The 19,407-nt window shown below is 63.2% G+C and carries 17 protein-coding genes and 1 tRNA gene; 6 read left to right on the top strand and 12 right to left on the bottom strand.

Annotated features, from left to right (window positions below; genetic code table 11):
• Positions 1 to 260 precede the first annotated feature (260 nt).
• The gene (locus tag ACZYTC_RS06070) at positions 261 to 524 is read left to right on the top strand and encodes a DUF3253 domain-containing protein (RefSeq protein ID WP_434956937.1); all 264 of its coding nucleotides are present in this window, start codon (positions 261 to 263) and stop codon (positions 522 to 524) included.
• A 47-nt stretch (positions 525 to 571) separates the two neighbouring features.
• Here the strand turns inward: ACZYTC_RS06070 and ACZYTC_RS06065 are convergent, their stop codons facing one another.
• On the bottom strand, positions 572 to 1,318 hold the full coding sequence (locus tag ACZYTC_RS06065; RefSeq protein WP_434959654.1) for a glycoside hydrolase family 25 protein: 747 nt from the start codon (positions 1,316 to 1,318) through the stop codon (positions 572 to 574).
• 408 nt (positions 1,319 to 1,726) lie between these two features.
• Between ACZYTC_RS06065 and ACZYTC_RS06060 the strand changes: the two genes are divergently transcribed.
• Positions 1,727 to 2,590 (top strand): polysaccharide deacetylase family protein, encoded by an 864-nt coding sequence (locus tag ACZYTC_RS06060; RefSeq protein ID WP_488989116.1) that lies wholly within the window; start codon positions 1,727 to 1,729, stop codon positions 2,588 to 2,590.
• Positions 2,591 to 2,652: 62 nt separating this feature from the next.
• Here the strand turns inward: ACZYTC_RS06060 and ACZYTC_RS06055 are convergent.
• A tRNA-Leu gene (locus ACZYTC_RS06055) sits at positions 2,653 to 2,737 on the bottom strand.
• A 147-nt stretch (positions 2,738 to 2,884) separates the two neighbouring features.
• On the opposite strand from ACZYTC_RS06055, the gene lipB reads away from it, so the two are divergent.
• Positions 2,885 to 3,664: a lipoyl(octanoyl) transferase LipB gene (gene lipB, locus ACZYTC_RS06050; protein ID WP_441773424.1), complete on the top strand. Its 780-nt coding sequence runs from the start codon at positions 2,885 to 2,887 to the stop codon at positions 3,662 to 3,664.
• Between the two features lie 13 nt (positions 3,665 to 3,677).
• Here the strand turns inward: lipB and ACZYTC_RS06045 are convergent, their stop codons facing one another.
• The 3 genes from ACZYTC_RS06045 to ACZYTC_RS06035 all read right to left on the bottom strand — a co-directional run bounded on the left by ACZYTC_RS06045 (position 3,678) and on the right by ACZYTC_RS06035 (position 7,061).
• Entirely contained in the window at positions 3,678 to 4,109 is a 432-nt protein-coding gene (locus ACZYTC_RS06045) for a hypothetical protein (RefSeq protein WP_068292206.1), read from the bottom strand.
• Between the two features lie 102 nt (positions 4,110 to 4,211).
• Positions 4,212 to 4,886, bottom strand: a complete 675-nt coding sequence (locus ACZYTC_RS06040) for a Crp/Fnr family transcriptional regulator (RefSeq protein ID WP_434956941.1) — start codon at positions 4,884 to 4,886, stop codon at positions 4,212 to 4,214.
• Positions 4,887 to 5,045: 159 nt separating this feature from the next.
• Positions 5,046 to 7,061 carry an acetyl-CoA carboxylase biotin carboxylase subunit gene (locus ACZYTC_RS06035; protein ID WP_488989115.1) on the bottom strand — a complete coding sequence of 672 codons (2,016 nt, stop codon included), beginning with the start codon at positions 7,059 to 7,061 and terminating at the stop codon, positions 5,046 to 5,048.
• Between the two features lie 221 nt (positions 7,062 to 7,282).
• Between ACZYTC_RS06035 and ACZYTC_RS06030 the strand changes: the two genes are divergently transcribed.
• Positions 7,283 to 9,169, top strand: coding sequence for a caspase family protein (locus ACZYTC_RS06030; RefSeq protein ID WP_488989114.1), 1,887 nt, complete (start codon positions 7,283 to 7,285; stop codon positions 9,167 to 9,169).
• A 339-nt stretch (positions 9,170 to 9,508) separates the two neighbouring features.
• On the opposite strand, the gene ACZYTC_RS06025 is transcribed toward ACZYTC_RS06030, so the two are convergent.
• The 4 genes from ACZYTC_RS06025 to ACZYTC_RS06010 form a co-directional block, all read right to left on the bottom strand.
• Positions 9,509 to 10,267 carry a hypothetical protein gene (locus ACZYTC_RS06025; RefSeq protein ID WP_441773420.1) on the bottom strand — a complete coding sequence of 253 codons (759 nt, stop codon included), beginning with the start codon at positions 10,265 to 10,267 and terminating at the stop codon, positions 9,509 to 9,511.
• A 521-nt stretch (positions 10,268 to 10,788) separates the two neighbouring features.
• Positions 10,789 to 12,321: an acyl-CoA carboxylase subunit beta gene (locus ACZYTC_RS06020; RefSeq protein ID WP_434956945.1), complete on the bottom strand. Its 1,533-nt coding sequence runs from the start codon at positions 12,319 to 12,321 to the stop codon at positions 10,789 to 10,791.
• A gap of 70 nt (positions 12,322 to 12,391) precedes the next feature.
• On the bottom strand, positions 12,392 to 13,612 hold the full coding sequence (locus tag ACZYTC_RS06015; protein WP_441773419.1) for an MFS transporter: 1,221 nt from the start codon (positions 13,610 to 13,612) through the stop codon (positions 12,392 to 12,394).
• Complete coding sequence (locus tag ACZYTC_RS06010; protein WP_434956947.1) at positions 13,609 to 14,415, bottom strand: GNAT family N-acetyltransferase; 807 nt, start codon at positions 14,413 to 14,415, stop codon at positions 13,609 to 13,611. Before ACZYTC_RS06010 ends, ACZYTC_RS06015 begins: the two co-directional genes overlap by 4 nt.
• A gap of 118 nt (positions 14,416 to 14,533) precedes the next feature.
• On the opposite strand from ACZYTC_RS06010, the gene ACZYTC_RS06005 reads away from it, so the two are divergent.
• Together ACZYTC_RS06005 and ACZYTC_RS06000 are read left to right on the top strand one after the other, a co-directional pair.
• The gene (locus tag ACZYTC_RS06005) at positions 14,534 to 15,409 is read left to right on the top strand and encodes a LysR family transcriptional regulator (RefSeq protein ID WP_488989113.1); all 876 of its coding nucleotides are present in this window, start codon (positions 14,534 to 14,536) and stop codon (positions 15,407 to 15,409) included.
• A gap of 87 nt (positions 15,410 to 15,496) precedes the next feature.
• Positions 15,497 to 16,774 carry an aspartate aminotransferase type Ic gene (locus ACZYTC_RS06000; RefSeq protein ID WP_488989112.1) on the top strand — a complete coding sequence of 426 codons (1,278 nt, stop codon included), beginning with the start codon at positions 15,497 to 15,499 and terminating at the stop codon, positions 16,772 to 16,774.
• A 37-nt stretch (positions 16,775 to 16,811) separates the two neighbouring features.
• Here the strand turns inward: ACZYTC_RS06000 and ACZYTC_RS05995 are convergent, their stop codons facing one another.
• From ACZYTC_RS05995 to ACZYTC_RS05985, 3 genes are read right to left on the bottom strand one after another with little or no spacing between them, the layout of a single operon-like run.
• Positions 16,812 to 17,597 (bottom strand): ATP12 family chaperone protein, encoded by a 786-nt coding sequence (locus ACZYTC_RS05995; RefSeq protein WP_434956950.1) that lies wholly within the window; start codon positions 17,595 to 17,597, stop codon positions 16,812 to 16,814.
• Entirely contained in the window at positions 17,594 to 18,271 is a 678-nt protein-coding gene (locus tag ACZYTC_RS05990; RefSeq protein ID WP_488989111.1) for an HAD-IA family hydrolase, read from the bottom strand. Before ACZYTC_RS05990 ends, ACZYTC_RS05995 begins: the two co-directional genes overlap by 4 nt.
• A 3-nt stretch (positions 18,272 to 18,274) precedes the next feature.
• Complete coding sequence (locus tag ACZYTC_RS05985; RefSeq protein WP_434956952.1) at positions 18,275 to 19,270, bottom strand: RluA family pseudouridine synthase; 996 nt, start codon at positions 19,268 to 19,270, stop codon at positions 18,275 to 18,277.
• Positions 19,271 to 19,407 lie beyond the last annotated feature (137 nt).

The following is a 19,407-nucleotide window of genomic DNA, read 5'->3' as shown; positions in this document are numbered from 1 at the left end:
CGACAGCCCTTCGCCAACTCCCGGTGCGCCAGCCGGTGCTGGTCCAATCCGCAATTGCCCCCCCGGTACAGCCGGCTGTTGAACAAACACCGACCCTGGCAGGGCAAGCCTTCCCGGGTAATCCCAAACCAACGGCCGCTTTGTTCAGCTTAGGCTTGGAATTTCAGGCTCATAGAGCGGTTTCCGTTTCATGGCGACGGAAGCCGCTCAGCAAAACTTCAGTAGGGAAGCGCCGCTTCCGCATCCAGATCGTGAGTTCAATGGTAGACAAGGACGCTCTCGAACAGACGGCGCTGCGCCTGATCGCAACTTTGCCGGTAGGCAAGACCCTCGCCCCCTCTGACATCGCTCAGGAGGTGGGAGGCAAGGCTGCCGATCAATGGGGGCCGCTGATGCAGCCGCTTCGTCGCATCGTCGTGCGTCTGGCCAAGGAGGGCCGGCTGATGATCTATCGCAAGGGTGCTCCAGCCGACCCTGACGACTTCAAGGGCGTTTATCGACTGGGGCCGGTACGGATCGATTAGACATTGCAGAGGGCGCCTGGAAGCTCCCTCTGTCGACATACGCAGCCTCAATTGGCGGCGATGCTGCCTGTGGCGACGTTCTGAGCCAGGAAGTCCTGCCATTGCTGCTCGGACCCTGCGAAGGCGTTGCGGTCCACCTGCCCTTGGACTCCCGGCACCGAACCGGTGGCGGTATATTGCCAGAAGGCCCAGGAACGCTTGCCATAGCGCTCGGAAGGATGGCCCTTCACCGAGCGCACCCAGAAGGGATAGGCCTCCAGTTCACCGGTCAGAATTTCGCGGTGGAAATCCACCGTGGTGTAGATGATCGGCTTCTTACCGTAGAAGCGCTCCATCTCGCGTAGGAACACCGCCATGTCGGCATGGATCTTCGGGGCGGGCGGACGCAGCTTGCAGGTCGGCGAAAGGTGATTCCACTCCATGTCCAGAACCGGCGGCAAGGCGTCGCTTGCCGGTGGCACATGGGTCTTGAACCAGGCGACCTGATCCTCCACCGGCCGGCAGAAATAATAGAAATGATAGGCGCCTGTCGGTATGCCCGCAGCGCGGGCTCCCTCCCAATTCGCCCTGAACTTGTCGTCGACGCGGTCGCCACCTTCCGTCGCCTTCAGATAGGCGAAGCGCACGCCGCCCCGGGCAGCGGCATTCCAATCGATAATGCCCTGATATTTCGAGACGTCGATGCCATGCACCGGAAACTTGTTCGCCTCGGGGTAGGCCTGCTGAACGGTCGAGCAGGCACTGAGCACCAGCACACCTGCTGCAAGAAACCCGTGCTGGATGAAGCGCGACAGCGATCGCATTGTGAAACCCATTATGAACGGCCATTCCGTCTGGCGCAAAGCGCGTCCATGACTGAACGCTTGTTTGCTCCAACTCATCGTTTCCAAGCCAATCCAACGGATTGGCTAGAGCGTCTTTGCGATTCAAGGTGAGTCCGTCGAATCGCAAAACGCTTCGGCACTTCAACGACTGGAAACACAGGATAGAGAGAGAAGCTTAACCGCATCTCACTGTCGACAAAAATCTTTGAAGACTCGCCTCGCAAAGTGCTTATCAGGCGAATCATCCCCCCATTTTCGGTCGTACCCGTCATGAAAGTCTTGGCCCTAAGCAGATGTCTCCTGATCGCGCTCGTGGCGCGATCAGGAGACATCTGCAAGATATCAAGCATTTGCAGAGTATCCCGGCGAGACCCGCGGATGAGCCTCGCCGGGATACTCTGCCTGGCTGCTGCGCTCGCCTGCGCCCTGCCTGCATCCAGCCTCGCGGGTTGCCCGCCGGAGGCGCTGGGCGTGTCGCGTACGCTGCCTGTCGGCACCGTCGGCGGCGGCGCGGTCGGGCTCAAGACCTATCCCCAGACCTTGCTGCTGGCGCCGGGAGAGGTGGTTCTGACATTCGACGACGGTCCCATGCCCGGACGCACGGAAAAGATCCTGGACACGCTTTCGGGCCAATGCGTGAAAGCCACCTTCTTCATGATCGGCCGCAACGCCGCTGCCGCACCCGCCCTCGCCGCCCGGGTCGCGAGGGAAGGACATACCGTCGGCTATCATTCGATGACCCATCCCATCCTGCGCCGCCTGCCCTTCGAACGAGCTCGAGCCGATATCGAGAACGGCTACCGTGCCGTCGACAGGGCCGTCTGGGGTGCGGCGGGAGAGCGTCCACACCAGCCCTTCTTCCGCTTTCCCGGCTTTGCCGACTCCCCAGCCCTCAACCAATGGCTGGCCTCGCTCGACATCGTGGCGTTCGGCGCCGATCTGTGGGCAAGCGATTGGGAGCCCGAAACGCCACAGGAGGAACTCAAGCTGGTGCTCGGGCGGCTCGAGAAGAACAAAGGCGGCATCGTGCTCCTGCACGACATCCAGCCGCGCACCGTGGCGATGCTGCCTCAGTTTCTCCAGGAACTCAAAAGGCGCGGCTTTCGAATCGTGCATATCGTGCCCGGCCCCGGTGAACTCGAAACCAAACCTGCTCCCGCCGGCTGGTTCTCCCAGACCGAGCGCATCCTCGCCAACCAGGGCAAGCCTGTTGGCAAGGCCCGCCGCGCCGCGCCGCAATAGACTCCAGCCAAACAAAAAGGCGATCCATCGCTGGATCGCCTTTCCGGAGCCTTGCTCTAATTTGGTGCGGTCAAGAGGACTCGAACCTCCACTGGTCTCCCAACTACCACCTCAAGGTAGCGCGTCTACCAATTCCGCCATGACCGCGGTTGCTGCACAGGGCCGATCCGAAGACCGTGTCGCCATGTGAAGCGGCGCATCGTCTAACAGATCGATCACAGGGCAGCAAGGGCAATTCACGCTTTTCCTGCACTTCGCATGCAAGCCCTTGTCGAAGCCCAAAAATCCGCCGATATGAAGAGGCTGTCCACCCCGATTGGAACCTATCCAGTGACTAGCCGTAATGCCCTCGACCATCATCTCCTGCCCGGCAGCGATTCTCCGCCAGTAGAGTGGCAGGTCATCGCGGGCCTCAGCCCTTATGAGGAAACCGTCGCTGCGATGGAGGCCAGAGCAGCCGCAATTGCGGACGGGGTGGCCGGCGAGTGCGTCTGGCTGCTCGAACATCCGCCACTCTATACCGCCGGCACCTCGGCCAGGCACGAGGATCTGGTCGCTCCCGACCGGTTCCCGGTGCACCAGACCGGTCGCGGCGGACAATACACCTATCACGGCCCCGGCCAGCGCGTGGCTTATGTCATGCTCGATCTCAAGCGCCGCCGACAGGACGTCCGGCGGCTGGTGACGGCGCTGGAAGCCTGGCTGATCGAAACGCTTTGGGCCTTTCACGTGCGCGGCGAACGCCGCGAGGACCGGGTCGGCGTCTGGGTTCGGCGCCCCCAGCGCGGCGAAGGTGCCGAGGACAAGATCGCCGCCATCGGCATCCGCCTCAAGCGCTGGGTCTCCTTCCACGGCATCGCTATCAATGTGGAACCCGATCTCGAGCATTTCTCCGGCATTGTACCCTGTGGCGTCCGCGACCACGGCGTGACCAGTCTGGTCGATCTCGGGCTGCCGGTGACGCTGGAGGATGTCGACCTTGCCTTGCGCCAGACCTTCGAACCGATCTTTGGAGAGACGCGCCTGTCGAGGGAAGATATCGAATCGGGAAATGCCGCCAAGGCATTGGTTTGAGCGGACTTTGCGCCTACCAGCTCGTTCTCGCACTGGAGGCGAGTCCGTTGCCCGGTATGATGGCCAGTGCGATCAGCCAGCCGACCATCGGGCCGCTGAACAGGCCGAATGTCGCCAGAGCCTGTTGCCAGGACGCCAGGGCACCCCGGTCGAGAAAGAAGATCGCGATCGCGACGGCCAGCAGATAGAGGCTCAGAAAGGCCGGGATCACCAGGCCGGACCAGCCGAAATCATGCAGGCGCTTGCGTGAAAGGCAAATGGCGGACCAGGCAATGGCCGCAACAAAGGCGAAGGAGCCCAAGCCATAGGGGCCGCTCCAGCCTTGCAGGGCATGGTGACCGCCGACCGTAAGCGCCGCCAGCAGCACGACACCGGCGGTGAAGGCAACGCGATCGATCGCCCCGGAAGGCGATAGCAGCAAACGCAAGATGACGACTGACAGCATTGTCCTGACAACGTACTGAACCCAAGCTGGATATGTCTGTAACATCCGGGGGTTAACGTCGCGTTTCGAAGTTTTGAGTCGACTTGCCGGCATCTTGCCTTGCTACAGCCGCCCCGTTGCCACCCGCATCTTGTCGGCCAGCCCGCCGCCGATTCGCCGATAGAGGGCGTGGGCAATCTGCTCGTCTCGCTTGCACAGCGCCTTGAGCTTGTCCTGGTCGAAGGCCAGCACGCGCACGGCATTTTCCGTGATCACCGTTGCGGTCGCCGGTACGCCGGTGGCAAAGGACACGTCCCCGACGAAAGCCCCGGCACCGACGTGGGCAACGAGTTGTTCGCGCACGCGCACCTCGGTCTGGCCTTCACAGATGAAAGTGAGCTCATGCACCGGATCGGCCTCGGTGGTCACCACCGAGCCCGGTTCCAAAGTGCGCCATTCGGCCGTCCGCAGAAGCTGGGCAATCTGCGCCTTGTCGAGATCGCCGACGATCGGCTTGATGAAAGCCTGTTCGTCGGCGGAGAGCTTGAGACTGAGACGGTCGCGCAGGAGAATGCCGAGCTGCACCAGATTGATCAGGATGAAGGCGCTGTCCCAGGCGATCGACGGCCAGACAGCCGAGCCGCTGAACAGGAAATAGACAACCTCCAGGGCAATGCCGACCACCGCCGCCAGCCGCAGCCAGAAGATGTTGGTCAGGAGATAGGAGATGGCGATGATGGCATAGGCGATGTGGCCAGGGAGCGCGCCCCAGCTGAAGAACTGGTCCCAGACGCTCAAACCCACTCTCCCTCGACCGCAAATGCCGGAATGACATACCAAGTCTCGAAAATGCTGACGCATCCGAGATGCAAACACCTGACGGTTTTCGAGACCAAATCAAAGATTTGGCGAAAACCATCAGATAGAACCAAGACGCATTGAAAATGCCTCTCGGTATCAGGCAAAATCCATGATCACCGCATCGACCGCCAGCGTATCACCCGGCTTGACGCGGATCTTCTTGACGGTGGCGTCGCGCTCGGCACGCAGAACGTTCTCCATCTTCATGGCCTCGACGACGCAGAGCGCCTCCCCGGCCTTGACCTCCTGCCCCTCGACGACCTCGATGGCCCGGACCAGTCCGGGCATCGGACACAGCAAGGCCGTCGTAAGCGCCGTGCTGTTCTTGACCGGCATCAGGCGGGCTAGTTCGGCTTCGCGCCGGGTGTAGATGCGGATATCGGCGGCGGTGCCGCGATGGGCCAGCACCACACCGTTGGGAATCGCCCGTACCAGCATGGACACCGGCTCGCCGTGGATGCGGCCCGACCATACTGGCTGGCCGGGCTTCCAGTCCGAGGTGAGTGTCACCAGGCGCTCCGGCGCCCCTTCCGGCGTGAGGAAGGTCACCTGCATCTCCCCGCGCGCCTCGTCCACCTCGACGGTAAAGGCGGTGTCGCCGAGAACCGCCATGCGGCGGCGCTCGAATACCACGGGCTTGCCGACCATCTGCCCACTGATGCTGCGCTTGCGTTGGTTCTGGATATGGTCGATTGCCGTCGCAACCGCCGCCAGCCTGTCAGCAACCGCCCCCTTGGGCGGGCTGACCGAAAATCCGCCGGGGAACTCTTCGGCGATGAAAGCGGTCGACAGCCGTCCTTCCTTCCAGCGTTCATGCTGCATGAGCGCCGAGAGGAAGGGAATATTGTGGCGAATGCCTTCGATGGCAAAGCCGTCGAGCGCATCCGACATGGCGGCGATCGCGCCGGCACGCGTCGGGGCATGCGTGCAGAGCTTGGCGATCATCGGGTCGTAGTGGAGCGAGATCTCGCCTCCCTCGAACACGCCGGTGTCGTTGCGAACCGTCACGCCCTTCTCGCGCCGTTCGGCCGGTGGGCAATACTGGGTCAGGCGGCCGATCGAGGGCAGGAAATTGCGCAGCGGGTCCTCGGCGTAGACGCGTGATTCCACGGCCCACCCGGAGAGCTTGATGTCGGACTGCTTCAGCGCGAGCTTTTCGCCGGCAGCGACGAGGAACATCTGCTCGACCAGATCGATACCCGTCACCAGTTCGGTCACTGGATGCTCAACCTGCAGACGAGTGTTCATCTCCAGGAAGTAGAAGCTCTTGTCCTGCCCGGCCACGAACTCGACGGTGCCGGCGGAATCATAATTGACCGCCTTGGCGAGCGCGACGGCCTGGGCCCCCATCAGTGCCCGCGTCTCTGCATCCAGCAGAGGCGACGGCGCTTCTTCGATCACTTTCTGGTTGCGGCGCTGGATCGAGCATTCACGCTCCCCCAGATGGATGACGTTGCCATGCTTATCGCCGAGCACCTGGATTTCGATGTGGCGGGGCTCGACGATGAACTTCTCGATGAAGACGCGGTCGTCGCCGAAGCTCGCTTTCGCTTCGGAACGCGCCAGGCGGAAGCCCTCCTCCACCTCCGCGGCCGAATGGGCGATGCGCATGCCCTTACCGCCGCCGCCGGCGGAGGCCTTGATCATCACAGGGTAGCCGATCTCCGTAGCGATGCGGATGGCAGCCGCGCTATCCTCGATGATGCCGAGATGGCCGGGTACGGTGGAAACGCCCGCCGCCGCCGCGGCCTTCTTGGATTCGATCTTGTCGCCCATCGCCGCGATGGCATGCGGATTGGGACCGACGAAAATGATGCCGGCCTCCTTGAGCGCCGTGGCAAAGGCCTCCCGCTCCGACAGGAAGCCGTAACCAGGATGCACTGCATCGGCGCCGGTCTGGCGGCAGGCCTCAATGATCTTCTCGATCTGGAGATAGGATTGAGCCGCGGCCGGCGGGCCGATATGGACGGCCTCGTCCGCCATCTCGACGTGCAGGGCATCGCGATCGGCATCGGAATAGACGGCGACCGTGGCGATGCCCATCCGGCGTGCCGTCTTGATGATGCGGCAGGCAATTTCTCCGCGATTGGCAATCAGAACTTTGGAAAACATGCCCGCAATCACCCAGGATGGCTCGAATGGGCTCGCTGCCCTTCATTAGGGCGTCTCATAGATTTCGGCCATACGCAATAAGTCGGCTTGGAGATTCAGGCGACGTACACCGCTGATCGCGGCATCGGGGTGCTTCCGGCCATATCCCTGTTCCCTCCACGCTTTACGCTCCCCGCCCCTTTGCTAAGATCCAGCCCGGCTTCAAGGGTGGTGGGGACCGCATGCATATGAGGATCGTCCTGGCGCTCGCGATATTCGTGGGCACGTGGTGCGCCGCCGGCGCGGCCCATGCCGACAAGCGCGTTGCCCTGCTGATCGGCAATGCTCGCTATCAGAACGCCACGGCACTGATCAATCCGCCCAATGACGTCAGTGGCATGAAGGCGGCGTTGAACCAGGCCGGCTTCACCGTGATCCAGCCCGAAAACGACCTCAGCCGTCAGGGCATGGTGCAGGCGCTGCGAGCGTTCGAAACGCGAGCTGCAACGGCGGACGTGGCCGTGATCTATTACTCGGGCCATGGCATGGAACTCAACGGCATCAATTATCTGCTGCCAGTGGATGCACGCCTTGCTACGGACCGGGACGTCGAGGATGAGGCGGTGACCCTCGACAGGGTGCTGCGCTCGCTCGAAGGAGCCTCCCGCCTCAAGCTGGTGATCCTGGATGCCTGTCGCAACAATCCCTTCCTGCCGCGCATGGGCCGCAGCAACAGCAATCGGGCGGTCTCGCGCGGCCTGGCTCGTGCCGAGCCGGCCAGCACCAACACGCTGATTGCCTATTCGGCAGCAGCCGGCACCGTGGCCGCCGACGGCAATGGCCTGAACAGCCCTTTCACCGCCTCGCTGATCAAGCGCATCATCGAGCCCGGCATCGATGTCCGCATCATGCTCGGCAATGTGCGCGACGATGTCATGGCCGATACCGGGAACCAGCAGCAGCCCTTCGTCAACGGATCGCTCGGCGGCGGCGTCCTGTCCCTGATGGCAGCACCGGCCCAAGCCGGCGCCCCTCCCGCCACGGACGCGCTTTTCGGCGAGGCTTCGCAGATCTGGCCGACGCTGCGGGGCAGCACGGATATGGGCGAGCTCGAAACTTTCCGCAGGCGCTATGCCAACACCTTCTTCGGCGAGTTGGCCGACAAGCGCATTAAGGAACTCTCGGCGCTGGCGACCACCAAGACCGTACCGTCCGTCATCCCACAGACAGCTCCCGAACCCGGCCCCGTGCAGAAGCAGGCGGCGGCCGTCCCCCCGGTGAGACCGGCAGTTCCACCGCCTGAAACCGAATGCGACAGGCTGGCCGCCAGCCCCCTGGATCCGGACCGGGTCGGCGCCGGCGTGCTGTTCGGGCAGATCGATGCCGCCCGGGCCGTCGCGGCCTGCAACGGCGGCCTGCAGCAATATCCCGGGACCAAGCGGCTGCTCTTTCAATATGGACGCGCCCTCGATGCCGCAAAGCGCCACGCCGAAGCCTTCGCCACCTATCAGCAGGCCTTTGCGGCCGGCAGTCTCGCCGCGGCCCACAATCTGGCCTTCCTCTATCGCGAGGGCACCGGTGTGCCGCGCGATTATGCCGAAGCCATGCGCTGGTTCCGCAAGGCGGCCGATGGCGGCTATGCCAATTCCTATGTCAGTATCGGCTATCTCTACGAGCTCGGGCTCGGCGTGCCGCGGGACTATGCCGAAGCCATGCGCTGGTATCGCCAGGGCGCCGACCGTGGCGATGTGGAAAGCCACGCCAACATCGCCTTGCTCTATGAGGGCGGCAAAGGCGTGAAACGCGACTTTGCCGAGGCTCTGCGCTGGTACCAGAAGGCTGCCGATCTCGGCGACACCAACAGCTTGGCCAGCCTCGCCTCCTATTACAACAACGGTCGTGGTACCGTGAAGAATCCGGTGGAAGCCGCCAACTACGCCTTCAAGGCCCTGGAGCGCGGTTCCGAGTTCGAGCTCAATGAGCTCTTGACCAACGCCAAGGCGTGGTCGCCGCGCTTCCACTCCGAGATGCTGCTCAAGCTCAAGGCCCGGGGCTATTACAACGGCCCGGTCACCTCCAGCTTCAACGAACAGGCCCGCTCCGCCCTGCGCAAGCTGGCGGGCCGGTGAAGCCTGGAGCGTTTTGCGATTTGGCGGAATCGCCTGGAATCGCAAAGACGCGTCGAAACGAAGCGTTAGAGCAAACGAGCGTTCCGTCATGAATGCGCTTTGCTCTAAGGATGAACAGCCTCATATCGAGAGTCATCCCTAAGCAGAGTTTCCTGACGAGGCCCACGGATGGGGCTCGTCAGGAAACTCTGCAAATATCTGAAATCCTGCAGATTCTTCCTGATCGTGCCCGTGGCCGGACCAGGAAGAATCTGCTTGGCAACCAACACCTTGCTGGAAAAGCAGAATGCCGGCCCTGGGGCCGGCATTCGATGACATCGGTTAATGGGCTCGAGCCGGTCAGATCATCTGGCTGATCGGCTTGTCCCAGCTGTTGGTCGCCGCCATCTGGCGCGGATCGACCAGGGCCAGCAGAGCCCGCTCCGCGCGGCTTACCCGGCCATCGTGCTGGATGCGCCGGTTCAGCCAGGCGCTGTCGCGATCGGCCAGAACCACGGGCGTGGTCAGCGAGCGGCCACCCGTATTGCCTGGCTGGTTGGTGGCCAGCAGATGCGCTTGAATGGTTTCGGCAAACAGTCCGTCCCAGGCCGGATCTTCACTGTTGCAGCCTTCGGCCATATCGAACAGCATCTCGGCTTCCTGGCGCGAGATGATACGGCGCTTGGCGCCCTTCTCCACCTGGAAAAGACGAGCCATGCTGGCGATATCCTGCGTGTCGATCACGCGGGAGAAATGGATGCGGCCCTTGGCGGCCGGTCCCTCGCCCGTCATCGCAGCGTGCTGGATTTGGTGCAGCGCGAAGCTGGCCAGTTCGTCGGGCACGCTGTCAGCCTGCTCGACCAGTCGGATCAGCAGACCGAGTTCGGCGGCATTGGCCACCAATCCCTCGCCGCCATCGAGCATCGAAAGGAGCCAGGCTCCCTGCTCCTTGGAAATGCTGCCCTTGGGTTCGTTACGATCCAGGACGAAAGCCGTCAGCATTTCCTCGAAGAGGGCGTTAAAATTCTTGTTGCGTCCTGCCAATACGCCCTGAAGCGCAAAGAGTGCGTCGGCATCGGCGGCCTGGAGCAGCGCGCCGTCCTGCCAACGCTGACGCATTTGCTGAACTTCGGAATCCTCGATCGAACCGCGCTCCAGAGCGGGCTCAACTAGAGTTGCGATAGGTGACGTCACCATGGGGTCGTGCCTTGCCTTGGTTTGCGCCTAACTCGCGGCGCCTCATGAAACCCAATTTGAGCCTGGATCACTCAAACTGGCGTTAATGAGTCTCACCCTAAGGGCCGCACATGGCCAAAGAATGTGCTGTTCGCCACAATCCTGTGGCAATGTCGGGCCGAAATCCGATCATTCACAGCTTTGAGCTTGGCGGCCGCCGAGGGTTCGACGAGAGAGCTGATGTAAAGAGGCCGATCCGATACACCCGATATCTATCTGATATCAAACCCTTTTCAGGGTTCAGCCATGCCGCATCCGCAGGCCTGCCCTGCGGGGTGCGCCTCGCCCAGCGGACATGCGGGAAACGCCGCTCGCGGGATTCACCATGTTTTGTTATTTTCCCCTACGGCAAGCAAAATAACCGGTGGAGCCATCCCGGTCAGTCTCAAGTTTGAGACTGACCGTTATAGCGGGATGTTGTCATGTTTCTTGCGCGGAGCCTCGACATGCTTGTTGCGCAACATGGCCAAGGCGCGTGCCACGCGTTTGCGCGTCTGCGAGGGCTGGACCACTTCGTCAATATAGCCGCGTTCGGCGGCGACGAAGGGGGAGAGGAATCGGTCCTCATAGCCCTTGACGTGCTTGGCGATCTTTTCCGGATCATCCATGTCCTGGCGGAAGATGATCTCCACGGCTCCCTTGGCGCCCATCACCGCGATCTGGGCGGTCGGCCAGGCATAGTTGACATCGGCCCCGACATGCTTGGAAGCCATGACGTCATAGGCGCCGCCATAGGCCTTGCGGGTGATCACGGTCACCAGTGGCACCGTGGCCTGCGAATAGGCGAACAGGAGCTTGGCACCGTGCTTGATCAACCCGCCATATTCCTGCGCCGTGCCGGGCAGGAAGCCGGGAACGTCGACCAGCGTGACGATCGGGATCTCGAAGGCGTTGCAGAAGCGCACGAAACGAGCAGCCTTGCGGCTGGCGTCGGAATCGAGCACGCCGGCCAGCACCATCGGCTGGTTGGCCACGATGCCGACGGTCCGCCCGGCAATGCGCGCGAAGCCCGTGATGATGTTGCGCGCGAACTTCTCCTGGATCTCGAAGAAGTCCCCCTCGTCCGCCAGCTTGGTGACAAGCTCCTTCATGTCATAGGGTTTGTTGGGATTGTCGGGCACCAGCGTGTCGAGCGAGGGTTCGAGCCGCTCGATATCGTCGAAGGACGGGATCTCCGGCGGCCCCTCGCAATTATTGGCCGGCAGGAAGTCGATCAGTCGTCTCATCTGAAGCAAGGCCTCGACATCGTTCTCATAGGCACCGTCGGCCACGGAGGAGCGTACGGCATGCACCGAAGCGCCGCCGAGTTCCTCGGCCGTCACCGTCTCGTTGGTCACCGTCTTGGTGACGTCGGGGCCGGTGACGAACATGTAGCTGGTGTCCTTCACCATGAAGATGAAGTCGGTCATCGCTGGCGAATAGACGTCGCCGCCGGCGCAAGGACCCATGATCAACGAGATCTGCGGGATCACGCCGGAGGCCAGCACATTGCGCCGGAACACCTCGCCATAACCACCGAGCGCAGCGACGCCCTCCTGGATACGGGCACCACCGGCGTCGAACAGACCGATGATCGGCGCCCGGTTCTTGAGTGCCATATCCTGGATCTTGTTGATCTTGGTGGCGTGGGTCTCCGACAGCGAGCCGCCGAACACCGTGAAGTCCTTGGCGAAGACGAAGACCTTGCGGCCATTCACCGTACCCCAGCCGGTGACGACGCCATCGCCAGAGATATGCGCACGGTCCATGCCGAAATCGACGGCGCGATGCTCGACGAAGGCATCGAATTCCTCGAAGGAACCGGCATCGAGCAGCAATTCCAGGCGCTCGCGTGCGGTAAGCTTGCCCTTGGCGTGCTGTGCTGCGATGCGTTTTTCGCCACCGCCCAGCAGGGCCTGGGTGCGGCGTGACTGGAGTTCGGCCAGGATATGCTTCATGAAGGGCGCTTCCCGCGGCTCTTGTTTGAACCTGCCGCGCCTTGTTCCATACAGCGATATCGCCCGGATTTCATCGTGCTCCGCCATTCCCCGGCGAAATTCCACAGGAACCGGCGCTTGCCGGCGCAAAACGCAGCTTGAGCAGGAAGGCCGCGGCCAGCGTGATGCCGGCCAGCGCCAGGGAGAGGACGAGCGCCCCCTCTTGGCCCCACCATTCGATCACGCGGGCATAGATGACAGGCGCTCCGGCCGAAACGACGAAGCTCGGCGCCAGCAAGCGGCCGGTGATGGCGCCATAGGCGCGATGGTCGAACAGAACGAGCGGGACCGTGCCCCGCGTAATCGTTGCGAGGCCGTTGCCGGCGCCATAGCCAAGGGCGAACAGCATGGCGGCCGCCAACGAGTAGCCACCGGCGAACCCTGCGGCAAAGGAGAGCGGCAGAAGAGAGCAGGCCAGGAGATTGAGCGCGAGCGGATGCAGGCGGGTGCCGAACAAGATCTCGGCAAGCCTCGCGGCGGACTGGCCGATGCCCCGCAGCGTCGCGACCCAGACCGCCGAGGTCTGAGCGAGGCCAAGCCCCGCCAGGATGGCGATCATGTGGGATGACATGCCGGCGTTCAGAAAATTCATGATGGTAGTGATCAGGGCGTAGAGCACGCCGGCAAGAAGGAGGCCGGAACCGGTTCCGCCGAACGTCGGCCGGGAGTCCTCCGCATTGGGTACCGGCCTGTCGCGATGACGAATTGCAGGTAACGCCAAAGCGAGCGGTGCCGTCGCCAGCATCAGGCCGGCATAGACGAGGACGGCTCCCCGCCAGCCTAGACTATCGGCCAGCGCCGTTCCCAACGGCCAGAACGCGGTGGAAGAAAGTCCGCCGGGCAGTGTGATCTGGGCCATCGCGCGGCGCGCATCGGCCCCACCGACGCGCGCCAGGGCGGCGAAGGCGGCATCGTAAAGCGTCAACCGCATGGCCACGCCCAACACCAGCCAAGCGGCGAAATAAGCCGGCAGGGAATGGCTGGTGGCCAGCCCCAAGCATCCCAAGGCGGCGAGCACCGATCCGGTCGTCATCATGCCGCGGCCGCCGTGACGATCGATCAGCCGCCCGCAGAGCGGCGAAACCAGTCCCATCACCAGCAGAGCCAGGGCAAAGCCGCCATAGACGATGTCGCGCGACCAGCCAAGGTCCTCGGCCATCCGCTCGCCGAAGCCGCCGACCAGATAATAGGTGGCGCCCCAGGCCACGAACTGGAAAAGGCCGAGACAAAGGACGGTACGACGCTCGATCACCGCCCGGCCTCGCTGTCGAGGGGCGGCGCGCCATTCCCGATCCCGAGGGAACGCTGCATCAGCACGGTATCGACCCAACGCCCGAGCTTGAAGCCGACCGATGTCAGCACGCCCGCCTCGGAAAAGCCCAGGCGCCGATGCAAGGCGATCGAACCGGTATTGCCGCTATTGCCGATGACGGCCAGCATCTGACGCCAGGGGCCGGCCTCGCAGCGGGCGATCAGTTCCTCCAACAGGAGGCGGCCGACGCCTCGCCCACCCATGTCCGGGGCGACATAGACGGAATCCTCGACGGTGTAGCGATAGGCCGGGCGTGGCCTGTAGGCCGTGGCGTAGCTGTAGCCCACCACGCGCCCTTCCGCCTCCGCCACGAGATAGGGCAGTCCCTGGGCGAGAACGCCGCGGCGGCGCGAAACCAGCTCATCCAGGCTTGGCGGCACTTCCTCGAAGCTCGCCAGCCCCTGCAGCACGTGGTGGGCATAGATCGGCTGCACCGCCGCCATGTCGCTCTCGCGGGCATCCCGCACGAGGATCGCAGCGGCGTTGGCGGTTGGATCCATCCGATTCGCTGTCATTGCCATCGCCTGATTGCATCCCTTCATAGCAGGATCGCTCCTCGTCGCCACGGGGTGACCGGCCAGCGCTCCCCGCCGGGTGACGCCGATATCGGCCAGCAACCGATCGTCGAGTTCTCGCAATGCCGCCCGCTGATGCAGGCGCGACCGGGGAGACAAAGCGAGATAGCGCCCCGTTCCCCTGACAGCTGCCATGAATGCCATCGGCAGCGACAGGTGCTCTGCCATCTCGCGTTCTTCCCGTTTCGTGAAACCGGCCGGATTGTTGCTCCTCGCTTGAAATAAATGAAGCTTTGGAAAATCATGCAAAGCATAAGGAAATTTTTGGTACGAGAATAACTCCGATATGAACAACCTCAATCTCGACCACCTCAAAGCCTTCGCCGATGTCGTCGAGCTCGGCAGTTTCTCGGCGGTGGCGGAACGGCTGAACCTGACGCAACCCGCCGTCAGCCTGCAGGTCCGTCAGTTGGAACGGCGCTTCGGCACCTTGTTGGTCGAGCGCGTTGGCCGCCGGACAAGACCGACGGCGGCCGGCGCAGACCTCCTGCTCCACGTCGCCCAAATCGATGCCGCAGTGCAGGCGGCGCTGGAAGCCGTGGCGCGCCATGACGGAAAGGTCATGGGAAAGGTACGCATCGGTACGGGCGCGACGGCTTGCATCTTCCTGTTGCCACCGGTTCTCAAGAAATTGCGGCAAGCCTTTCCGAACCTGGAAATTATCATCTCCACCGGCAATACGGCTGAGATCGCCAAGGCAGTCGAAGACAATCGCCTCGACATTGGCCTGGTCGCATTGCCGCTCTCCAGCCGTTCCCTGGAGATCGTTCCCGTGCTGGATGACCCCTTCCTGCTGATCGGCCCGCCGGGCATGACGCTCCCGCAGGAGGCGACGGCAGCAGTGGTCGCCGAGTTGCCGCTGCTGCTTTTCGAGCCAGGAGGCAATACCAGGCGCATCGGCGACGAATGGTTTGCTCAGGCAGGATTGTCTCCCAAACCGGTGATGTCGCTGGGCAGCGTCGAAGCGATCAAGGAACTGGTCAAGGCAGGGCTCGGATGCTCTATCCTGCCCGAAATGGCGGTTCGGGCAGAGGTAACGGCTTTCACCGTACGAAGCCTGACTCCCCTCCTGCATCGAACTCTGGCAGTGGTGCTCCGACGCGACAAGCCACTTCATCGCGGCCTGAAAGAAGTCTTTCGAGCCCTGCAGACCTTGGCGTGAGATGAGCGAGGAATTGAAACCAGCGCTTGAACCTTTCGCTGCAGCGCGTTAGTTCGACGTGCTCATCCTCATCGATAGGAAAAACCCATGTCGAGCCTGGCCGAACTGCGCCCCGATGCCCTCGCTGCCCTCCACGGCGAACTGACGCGCGAATATGAGGCCTTGAAAGACCGCAAACTCTCCCTCGACATGACGCGCGGCAAGCCGGCACCCGAACAGCTCGACCTTGCCGAAGGCATGCTCGCTCTGCCCGGCAACCGCGACCATCTCAGCGAAGCCGGTGAGGACACCCGCAACTATGGCGGCCTGCAGGGACTGGCCGAGGTGCGCAACCTGTTTGCGCCGGTGCTCGGCGCGCCCGCCGCCCAGGTCATCGTCGGCAACAATTCCAGTCTGGCATTGATGCATGACGTCCATGTCTATGCATTGCTGCGCGGTGTCCCCGGCGGGCAGAAGCCCTGGAGCAAGGAAGAGGAGATCGCCATCCTCTGCCCGGTGCCGGGCTATGACCGGCATTTCGCCTTGAGCGAATCCTTCGGCATCAAGCTCATCCCGGTGCCGCTCACCGGCGAAGGCCCCGACATGGACGAAGTCGAGCGCCTGGCCGCCGACCCGAAGGTCAAGGCGATCTGGTGCGTACCGCAATATTCCAACCCGAGCGGCGAGACCTATTCGGATGCCGTGGTCGAACGCCTGGCGCGCATGAAGACGGGAGCCGCGGACTTTCGCATCCTATGGGACAACGCCTATGCGCTGCATCATCTCGGTGACACCCGGCCGCATCTCGCCAACATCCTGGAGGCCTGCGCGGCAGCAGGCAATGCCGACAGGGCTGTTGTCTTCGCCTCGACCTCGAAGGTCACCATCGCCGGCGCGGGCCTTGCCTTTATTGCCGCCTCCCCCGTCAATGTGCGCTGGTATCTCGACAATGCGAGCAAGCGCACGATTGGCCCCGACAAGCTCAACCAATTGCGCCATGTCCGCTTCCTGCGCGATCTCGACGGCATCCACGCCCATATGGAAAAGCACCGTTCCTTGATCGCCCCGAAATTCGCGGCAGTCGAGGAAGCCTTCGAACGCCGGCTCGCCAGCCATGGCTTCGCGCGCTGGACCAGGCCTGCCGGCGGCTACTTCATCATTCTGGATGTGCTAGAGGGCACGGGCTCCCGCGTAGTGGCGCTCGCCAAGGCCGCCGGCCTGGCGCTTACCCCGGCCGGTTCCACGCATCCTTACGGCAGGGACCCTGAGGACCGGACCTTACGCATCGCGCCGACCTATCCGAGCCTCGCCGAGGTAAAGCTGGCCGCCGATGCCGTGGCACTCTGCACCTTGCTGGCGGCGTGTGAAAAGCGCATGGCTGCGTAAAGGATCTGGAGCGCGGACAGGATGTCCGCGCTCCAGATTACCGTCCCAGTGCCAGCAGGCGCGACGCCGCTTCCATCTCGCGCCAGCGCCAGGCGCGGCGTTTCTGAGCCTCTTCGTCCTGGCCCCAGAGCTCGGCCTGATAATCTTCGTCGACATGGGCCGCGGCCCAGGCCGCCTCCGGCTCCAGATAACCGTCTGCAACCGCCAGTGCCAGGATGACGGAACCGGTCAGCGTGGTGACCGCGTGGAGGCTGGCGAGGCCGTATTCGTCATGGCGGGCCACGGCCTCGGCAATGGCGGCCAGGGCTTCCGGGGATTGCTGCTTGTGCTGGATGCCGCGCGTGACGACGAGCTTGGCACCCAGATGACCGGCTGCCCAGGCCAGCACCGGATCCCAGGCTTCGTCCTGGCGCCGAACCAATTCTTCGGGCTGGTCCGCCCTGTAGCAGAGCGAATCCGAGCCGCCATATTTGGCGATCTCGTCGATCACGGCCTGCCGCGACGTGCGCACGCCATCGATCGCCGAGTTGGCGATACGGGTGATCGGCATGGAGAAGGGATCGATATGGCTTCCCTGCCCGTTCCACTCCGCTGCGGCAGCTTCTGCCATTTCAGGCCTGACAAAGGCCAGCAAGGCCTTGGCGGGGGTACGGGCGACCCGTCCGTCCAGTGCCACGGCATGCTGCCCTTCCCGCTCGACCACGCTCGCCTGACTGTAAAAGCGCTTGGGCAGTTCGGGCTTCATGCCCTTCTGGGCGGCATGCATCGGATCGGGCGTGGCGCCGTCGCGGAACCAGTCGCTATAGAAATCGCGGTCGCTCATTGTGGCTGAGGCACCCTGAAAGCTTCGACGAGCGGCAGCAATTGCCCGAAGTCGTCGATGATATTATCGGCCCCCGCCTCGGCGAGCTCAGAAACCGGGTGATTGCCCCAGCTGACGCCGATAGTGCGGGCACCGGCGCTGCGCCCCATCAAGATGTCGAAACTGGTATCGCCGATCATGATGGCATCCTCTGGGCGCAGGCCCACCTCGCCAGCCCCCTGCACGACCATGCCGGGATCGGGCTTGGAGGGCGCGGTATCGGCGGTCTGAATCGTGGCGAACAGCCCCTCCCAGCCGAAACTTTCGAGGATACGATCGACGCCGCGGCGTGACTTGCCGGTCGCCAGGCCCAGGATCACATCATCGCGCCGGCGCAACTCGGCCACCGCCTCCGCCGCACCCGGAAACAGCGGCGGCGCGAAGGCTGGGTCGTTGACGCGGGCGAGAAAGGCTTCGCGATAGAAGCCGGCAGCCTTTTCGATATCGCCGGTGCTGGTGTCGTCGCCGAACAGGCGCTGGATTGCAGGCACCAGCGAGAGCCCGACGATGCTTAGCATCTCCGCGCGCGGCAGCGGCTGGCGCCCCATGCCCTTGAAAGTCTCGACCAGGCAGGCGTGGATCAGGTGCTGGCTGTCGAGCAGCGTGCCGTCGACGTCAAACAGGACAAGTTTCACGTCTCAATCCTCCGGAGCGTCGACGATGGGATCATAGGCCGAGGTGTCGAAGCCCAAAATCTCGAAGCTCTGCTTCATATGCGGCGGCAAGGGTGCGGTGACGTCGAGCGTGCCGCCACGCGGATGTGGCAGGGTGATCCGGCGCGCATGGAGGTGCAGCTTCTTCGGCAGTTCCTCGGGAATGTTTTCCATGGCTTCCCCATATTTGGGGTCGCCGATAATGGGATGGCCGATATGGGCGGTATGGGCGCGCAGCTGATGGGTGCGGCCGGTCACAGGCTTGAGCGAGAGCCAGGACACCGAATTGGCAGCGCGATCGACCAGCGAATAATAGGTGATCGAATGCACGGCTTCTTCATCGCCATGCTTCATCACCCGGACCTTCTCGCCGTCCATGCCGAGCTGCTTGGACAGGAAGAGCGAGATACGGCCCTGCTTGGGCGCAGGCACGCCCTTGACCAGGGCCCAATAGATCTTGCGGGCCGAGCGGGTGCGGAAGATCGCGCCCAGATCGGAGGCCGCCTTGCGCGTCTTGGCCAGCACCAGCACGCCGGAAGTATCGCGATCGAGACGGTGAACGAGACGGGGCTTCTCGCCATCCGGCCCGGCCAGAGCCGCGAGCATGCCGTCGACATGACGCTCGGTGCCGGAACCGCCCTGGACGGACAGGCCATGCGGCTTGTTGATCACCAGGACGTCGCTATCCTCGTGCAGGATCAGGGAGCGGATGAAATCGGCGTCCTTCTGGTTCTGCGACGAGCGCTTGACGCTGGTGATCGCCGGATCGGAACGCGGCAGCGGCGGCACGCGAACAGTTTGATCCTTGCTGAGGCGGTCATTGGTCTTGACGCGCGCGCCGTCGACCCGGATCTGGCCGGAACGCAGCAATTTTTGCAGATGGCCGAAGGCGAGCTCCGGGAAATGCGTCTTGAACCAACGGTCGAGACGCATGCCGTCCTCATCGGCGGTGACAGTACGGGTTTCGACCAGAAAGGACATCAAGGTTCCGACAGTGATTAAGGGATCGCGTCCCTATAAAGCAGCGCGGCGCCGCTGTCTGCCGGAAATCTCCCAAAGGCGCGTCGCCTGCCTGTTGAACCTGCGAATGGGTCGACTTGCTAGGCTCGATGCAGTTC

Source organism: Labrys sp. F242 (assembly GCF_057813875.1).
This window is presented reverse-complemented; position numbering and strand designations above follow the sequence as displayed.